Annotated in this window: 7 protein-coding genes and 1 pseudogene; 5 read left to right on the top strand and 3 right to left on the bottom strand. The window is 65.9% G+C overall.

The window, feature by feature from the left end:
- From DYI24_RS28820 to DYI24_RS18420, 3 genes are all read right to left on the bottom strand, one after another.
- Positions 1 to 109 (bottom strand): AAA family ATPase (locus DYI24_RS28820; protein ID WP_502706357.1); only part of this gene is annotated, 109 nt, incomplete at its 3' end.
- Positions 110 to 719: 610 nt separating this feature from the next.
- Complete coding sequence (locus DYI24_RS18415) at positions 720 to 1,394, bottom strand: DsbA family protein (RefSeq protein WP_164573337.1); 675 nt, start codon at positions 1,392 to 1,394, stop codon at positions 720 to 722.
- Between the two features lie 143 nt (positions 1,395 to 1,537).
- Positions 1,538 to 2,017, bottom strand: a complete 480-nt coding sequence (locus tag DYI24_RS18420) for a DUF721 domain-containing protein (protein ID WP_164573339.1) — start codon at positions 2,015 to 2,017, stop codon at positions 1,538 to 1,540.
- Positions 2,018 to 2,045: 28 nt separating this feature from the next.
- On the opposite strand from DYI24_RS18420, the gene mutY reads away from it, so the two are divergent.
- The 5 genes and pseudogenes from mutY to DYI24_RS18445 form a co-directional block, all read left to right on the top strand.
- Positions 2,046 to 3,173 (top strand): A/G-specific adenine glycosylase, encoded by a 1,128-nt coding sequence (gene mutY, locus DYI24_RS18425; protein WP_205523580.1) that lies wholly within the window; start codon positions 2,046 to 2,048, stop codon positions 3,171 to 3,173.
- Positions 3,174 to 3,339: 166 nt separating this feature from the next.
- The gene (locus DYI24_RS18430; protein ID WP_107346053.1) at positions 3,340 to 3,873 is read left to right on the top strand and encodes a PAS domain-containing protein; all 534 of its coding nucleotides are present in this window, start codon (positions 3,340 to 3,342) and stop codon (positions 3,871 to 3,873) included.
- A gap of 10 nt (positions 3,874 to 3,883) precedes the next feature.
- Entirely contained in the window at positions 3,884 to 5,158 is a 1,275-nt protein-coding gene (locus DYI24_RS18435) for a methyl-accepting chemotaxis protein (RefSeq protein ID WP_283810874.1), read from the top strand.
- A 167-nt stretch (positions 5,159 to 5,325) separates the two neighbouring features.
- Positions 5,326 to 5,862: a PAS domain-containing protein gene (locus tag DYI24_RS18440; RefSeq protein ID WP_164573342.1), complete on the top strand. Its 537-nt coding sequence runs from the start codon at positions 5,326 to 5,328 to the stop codon at positions 5,860 to 5,862.
- Positions 5,825 to 6,567: pseudogene (locus DYI24_RS18445) on the top strand (methyl-accepting chemotaxis protein); the annotation flags it as partial. The gene DYI24_RS18440 and the pseudogene DYI24_RS18445, both read left to right, overlap by 38 nt.

Raw genomic sequence — 6,567 nt, forward strand, 5'->3', positions numbered from 1 at the left:
TGCCGCAGCCGTTCGGCCCGACCACGCCGGTCAGACCCGGCTCGATCATGAAGTCGGTGGGCTCGACGAACGACTTGAAGCCGTGGAGGCGGAGACGCGTGAGTTTCATCTGGTCCGATGCTCTATGGGCCGCGATTCGTGCGGCTGTAGCGAATCTCTCAAGCGCGACAATACCATAGGTTGTCCCGCCCGGTCGCAACTCGCTCGCAGCCATCAGCGTTGAGCCGCCGACAATGGCCGCCGATTTAGGCAGGAGCAACCACGCGGACGGGCTTTTCCACGGCGGGATTCGCCGAAAAAGCGCGATAAATCTGGGGATTTCGGAAGCTGCTGACTGTGTCGGTCGCAACCAGGTATTGCCCATTCTCTGAAAGGCTTGCTGACGCAACGCTCGTCATTCCGGATTGCGCGCTTTGCGCGCAAGTCCGGAATCCATAAGCCGTGAGGTCGCGGTTGCGATGATCTGCGGGACGTAACTTCGATTGATCAGCAGCGCAGGGGGATATGAAATCCGGCTCGCGCTACGCGCGCCCCCGAATGACGAACGTGAGGGGATTCACCCTCGTCATCCGCGGGCTTGACCCGCTGATCCATCGCGCGTCAGCGCGCTAACTGGAAGGCCGTCTTGCGAAGGAGATGGATTGCCGGGTCAAGCCCGGCAATGACGGTGGTGAAGGGATCGCGCGCAGTGCTGGCACAAGGCAGAGAACGCTTCCGCCTCAGCTCTTCTTCGCCAGCAGGGCGTCGATGCGCTTGGCGAATTCGTCGAACGAGTTCTCGCCGCGCAGCATTTCGCCGTTGATGAAGAAGGTCGGGGTGGCGTTCACCTTCAGCACTTCGTTGGCGTACTTCTGGTCGGCGGCGATCTTGTCGAGCAGCTTCTGATCCTTCAGGCAGGCTTCGACCTCTTCGCCCGACAGGCCGGCCTGCTTGCCGATGCGCTTGAGCTGTTCGGTGGTGTCTTTCAGCACCCACTCGGTCTGGCTCTTGAACAGCACGTCGGTGACCGCGAAGTACTTGGCGGAATCCTCCTTGGCGATGCAGCGCGACAGCATCGAGCCGGCGGCGGCCTTGATGTCGAGCGGGAATTCCCGGAACACGTAGCGGATCTTGCCGGTGTCGATGTAGGCCTTCTTGATCTGCGGATAGACCTGCTCGTTGAACGCGGCGCAGTGCGAGCAGGTCAGCGAGGCGTATTCGGTGATGGTGACGGCGGCGTCCTTCGGGCCGAGCGCCATGTCGGGCAGCGACATCGGCTTGGCGACATCGGCGGCCGCCGCGGCTTCCTTGCTCTGGGCGAAGGCCGGGTCGATCAGCCGGAACGGCGACACGCCGGCGACGGCGAAGACCCCGGTCAGCGACAAGGCGGCGGTAAAAGTGCGGCGCGTGATCATCGGCAAACAGCTCCAGTTCGGCGGGACACGCCGCGGACAACGACACGTCAGCGGCGCTTCAGCCGCACGACCTTGGGATTGTCGCTAGCTTGAAACAACAATTGTGGCAATGCCGGGCCTGAACACCGCCAAAACCGCCGGCGTCACTTCCGCTTGATCGTCGCGCCGAGCCGCGCCAGCGCATCGCGCAGCTCCTGATCGGCGACCTGGTCGAGCGTCGCGGCGACGCGGGCGACCGCTGCCGGATCGGGACCGGGCGGCACGGTCTTGCGCGGCCGGCGCGACAGCGGCGCCTGGCGCAGCGCGATCCGGCCGACCGCATTCCAGCCGAGGAAGCGGTTGACCCGTTCCAGGATCAGGTCGGAGGAATGCTGGATCTCCAGCGCCATCGGGCCTTCGACCCGCAGCACCAGCGTCGCCGGTTCCACCGGCTGGCCATCGACCGGGCGCGGCCACTGCATTTTCAGCGGTTCGGAATGCGCGGCGATCTGAGGCCCGGCGATCTCGGCCCAGCGCGTCACCAGTTCGCGCGCCGCAAAGCCCTGCTTGGCGAACGCTTCGGACAGCGTTGCGCCCAACAGGCCGGACAGGGGCTTGGCGGAGATCGGGCCGGGCTTGCTCATGCAGGGACGCTTTGCGACGATACCGTTCATGAGTCTAGCAGGCGCGGCGCCGCGGCGGAAACAATCCCCGGTCATCACAGCAGAGCACGACCTGGCCGACGCCTCGTTGCGGGCGCGGCCCGCCGCGCTGCTCGCCTGGTACGACCGGCATCGCCGCAGCCTGCCGTGGCGGGCGCCGCCCGGCGCGACAGCCGATCCCTACGCGGTGTGGCTGTCGGAGATCATGCTGCAGCAGACCACGGTGCGGGCGGTCGGGCCGTATTTCGACAAGTTCATGGCGCGGTGGCCGACGGTGACGGCGCTGGGCGAGGCCTCGCTCGACGACGTGCTGAAGATGTGGGCCGGGCTCGGCTACTACTCGCGCGCCCGCAATCTGCACGCCTGCGCGGCGGCGGTGACGCGCCAGCATGGCGGACGCTTTCCCGATACGGAGGAGGGACTGCGGGCGCTGCCCGGCGTCGGGCCCTACACCGCGGCCGCCATCGCGGCGATCGCGTTCAGCCGGCGGACGATGCCGGTCGACGGCAATATCGAGCGGGTGGTGTCGCGGCTCTACGCGGTCGAGGACGAACTGCCGAAGGCCAAGCCGCGCATCAAGGCGCTGGCCGAGACGCTGCTCGGCCCGTCGCGCGCCGGCGACAGCGCCCAGGCGCTGATGGATCTCGGCGCCACCATCTGCACGCCGAAGAAGCCGGCCTGTGCGCTGTGCCCGCTGATGCAAGGCTGTGCCGCGCGGCTGCGCGGCGATGCCGAGAGCTTCCCGCGCAAGGCGCCGAAGAAGACCGGGGCGCTGCGCCGCGGCGCCGCCTTCGTGGTGATCCGCGGCGACCAGGTGCTGGTCCGCAGCCGCCCCGCCAAGGGCCTGCTCGGCGGCATGACCGAGGTGCCGAATTCCGACTGGCTGGCCGATCAGGACGAAGCCACCGCCAAGGCCCAAGCCCCCGCGCTGAAGGGCGTCACCCGCTGGCACCGCAAAGCCGGCGTCGTCAGCCACGTCTTCACGCACTTTCCGCTGGAGCTGACCGTGTATGTGGCGCATGCCTCGGCCGCGACCCGGGCCCCCGCCGGCATGCGCTGGGCGCAGATCTCGACGCTGTCGGACGAGGCATTGCCCAATCTGATGCGCAAGGTGATCGCCCACGGCCTCGGCGATTGAGGCATCAAGATACCATTTATCACCACCCGTGGCATCAGAAACGGTATCTGGATGGTTCGTACATCAATAATATGAACTTTAGTAATTCACCTTTGGTGGAATAAACCCATTCGCAACAGTTCTGCGAATAACGAGCAGGCGCAAATGAGTTCCATCGAGGTCATCTATGCGCCACGTCACGCCCAGCGGACGGGAGGCCTTCTTCCCAGCTTCTGAATTGATCGTCTCCAAGACCGACACCAAAGGCCGGCTGACCTATGCCAACCGCCTGTTCTGCGATGTCGCCGGCTACAGCGAGGCGGAGCTGATCGGCCAGCCGCACAACGTCATCCGCCATCCCGATATGCCGCGCGCGGTGTTCAAGCTGCTGTGGGACGCCGTGCAGCAGGGCCGCGAAATCTTCGCCTATGTGAAGAACATGACGCGCAATGGCGACCACTATTGGGTGTTCGCGCATGTCACGCCGTCGTTCGACGGCACGGGGCGGATCGTCGGCTATCACTCCAACCGGCGTGCGCCGGATCGCGGCGTGCTCGAAGGCGCGATCATCCCGCTCTACGCCGAAATCCTCCGCACCGAGCGCAGCCACCGCAACGCCAAAGAGGCGCTTGCCGCCGGCTCTCGCGCCCTGTCCGATTTCGTCGCTTCCCAGAAGGCCTCCTATGACGAACTTATGTTCTCTCTCAAGAGCGCGGCTTAACGTCGCCGGATTGATCGTCGCCGCGGGCGCGGCGGTGGTGTGCGGCGTGTTCGAGTACTACGTCGCCGCGATGGCGATCCAAGGCGTCGTCATGGCGTTTGCCGGGCTGGCGCTGTTCCGCATCAGCCAGACGCGGCGACTGCTCGGCGAAGCCAGCGCCGTCTGCCGCCGCATCGCCGACGGCGATTTCGAAGCGCGAATCCTCGGCATTCCGGATGACGGCCGCACCGGCACGCTGCTGCGCGCCATCAACGACATGATCGACGATTGCGACGCCTTCGTTCGCGAGGCGACCGCGGCGATGACCGCGATGCATCACAACAAGTACTTCCGCCGCATCCTGCCGGGCGGGCTGCACGGTGCGCTGCTGCACGGCGCCGGCGCCATCAATACGGCCGCCGAAAACATCGAGCGGCGGATCAAGAGCTTCGAAGGCCGCACCGCGGAGCTGGAGGCCACGACGAGTGCGATCGTCACTGCACTCGACCAAGGCTCGGCCGAGATGAAAGACACCGCCGGCACGCTGACGGTCGGCGCGTCCTCGGCGCGCGAGCAGTTGGCTTCGGTCGCAGCGGCGTCCGAACAGGCCGCGGCCAATATGCAGTCGGTCGTCTCGGCGACGTCGGAGCTGACGTCGAGCGCCAGCGGCGTGCGTGCCGAGATCGATCGCTCCGCCGAGATCGTCGCGCGGGCGGTGAGTAGCGTCGGCGAAGCCACCGGCAATGTCGATGCGCTGAAGCAGGTCGCCAACAACATCGGCGAGATGGTCAAGGCGATCGAAGCGATCGCCAGCCAAACCAATCTGCTTGCGCTCAACGCCACGATCGAAGCGGCGCGCGCCGGCGATGCCGGCCGCGGCTTCGCCGTGGTGGCACATGAGGTGAAGGCGCTGGCGTCGCAGACCGCGCAGTTCACCGGCGAGATCGAAGCGCAGGTCGGCCAGGTTCACGGCGCGGCTGGCGCGGTCAGCAGCTCGATCGGCGAGATCGGCACCGTTATTGCGGAGATCGACAACATCACCCGTCAGGTGGCCGGTGCAGCAGGCGCGCAGTCGCAATCGACCGCCGAGATCGCACGCAATATCGACGAGGCCTTCGCGGTGGTGCGCGAGATCTCCGAAACGATCCACGTGCTCGCCGGCAATGCCGAAGACAACGAACGCGCGGCGGCATCGACGATGACGACCTCGGCGCAGTTGTCCTCGCAGTCGGAGCAGCTTGCCGAGCAGATCAACGGTTATCTCGGCCAGGTCCGCAAGGAACTGGTGGAACAACGAGCCGCATGAGTTCAGCGAGGCCGGCGAACTGATCGCCGGCCTCGCCGGGTTCCATTGAGCGGCTTCGTACGAATACGTGTTTGGCCCATCGGCGTGACGTGAGGCGTAGGCTTTAAGACAAATTCAAACCCCTGAACTTACCTAAAACAGAGGCGTGCCCTCCGAGGAGAAAGGCGATGGCTGTCGAAATCCGCCCGACCGGCAAGGAAGTGTTCTTTCCGGCGGGTGAGCTGATCGTCTCCAAAACGGATCTGAAGGGCCGCATCACTTACGCCAACAGCACGTTCTGCCACATCGCCGGCTACAGCGAGGCGGAGCTGCTCGGCCAGCCGCACAGCATCATCCGTCATCCCGACATGCCGCGCGCAGTGTTCCGCTTGGTGTGGGACACCATCGCGGCTGGCCGCGAGATCTTCGGCTACGTCAAGAACATGGCGCGCAGCGGTGACCATTATTGGGTGTTCGCGCATATCACGCCGTCGTTCGACCAGCACGGCAACATCGTCGCCTATCACTCCAATCGTCGCACGCCGGATCCGAGCGTGGTCGCCAACGCGATCGCGCCGCTCTACGCCGAAGTGCTGCGGGTCGAGGAGGGTCACGCCAACGGCAAGCAGGCGGTCGAGGCCGGCCTCAAGGCGCTGACCGATTTCGTCGCCTCCAAGAAAGTCAGCTATGACGAACTTATGTTCGCTCTCCAAAGCGCAGCTTAACCTCGCCGTCATCATCGTCGCATCGTCGATCGCGCTGGCGCTGGAGGCGCTGGACTATCGTCCGGCGGCGATGACGATCCAGGGCTTTGCGATTTTGGCGAGCTGTCTGGCGCTGTATCGCATGGTGCAGACCACCCGGCTGATCAGTCAGGCCCGCGAGGTCTGCCTGCGAATTGCCGCCGGCGACTTCGAAGCCCGCATCCTGCGGATTCCCGACAATGGCCGCACCGGCGACATGCTACGCGCCGTCAACGACGTAATCGACGGCTGCGACGCCTTCGTGCGCGAGGCCACCGCCGCGATGGACGCGGTGCAGCACCGCCGTTACTTCCGCCGCATCCTGCCGGGCGGCTTGCACGGGGCGCTGCTGCGCGGCGCCAAGACCATCAACGCCGCAACCGATAGTATCGAGCAGCGGATCAACACGTTCGCCCAACAGGCGGAGCAGCTCGAAAACGCGGTCACCGGCGTCGTGTCGTCGCTCGACGAGGATTCCCGCGGCATGCGTGACACCGCCGGCAGCCTGACCAGTGGCGCTTCGCTCACCCGCGAGCGCCTGACCACGGTCGCGGCCTCGGCCGAGCACGCCAGCAGCAACATGCGCAGTGTCGCCGCCGCCACCACTGAACTGTCGGCGAGCGCCCGCGAGGTCGGCGCCGAAATCGGCCGTTCCGCCGAGGTGGTCGGCCGCGCGGTGAGCCGGGT

This window comes from Rhodopseudomonas sp. BR0C11 (assembly GCF_010820945.1).
Classification (GTDB): domain Bacteria; phylum Pseudomonadota; class Alphaproteobacteria; order Rhizobiales; family Xanthobacteraceae; genus Rhodopseudomonas; species Rhodopseudomonas palustris_H.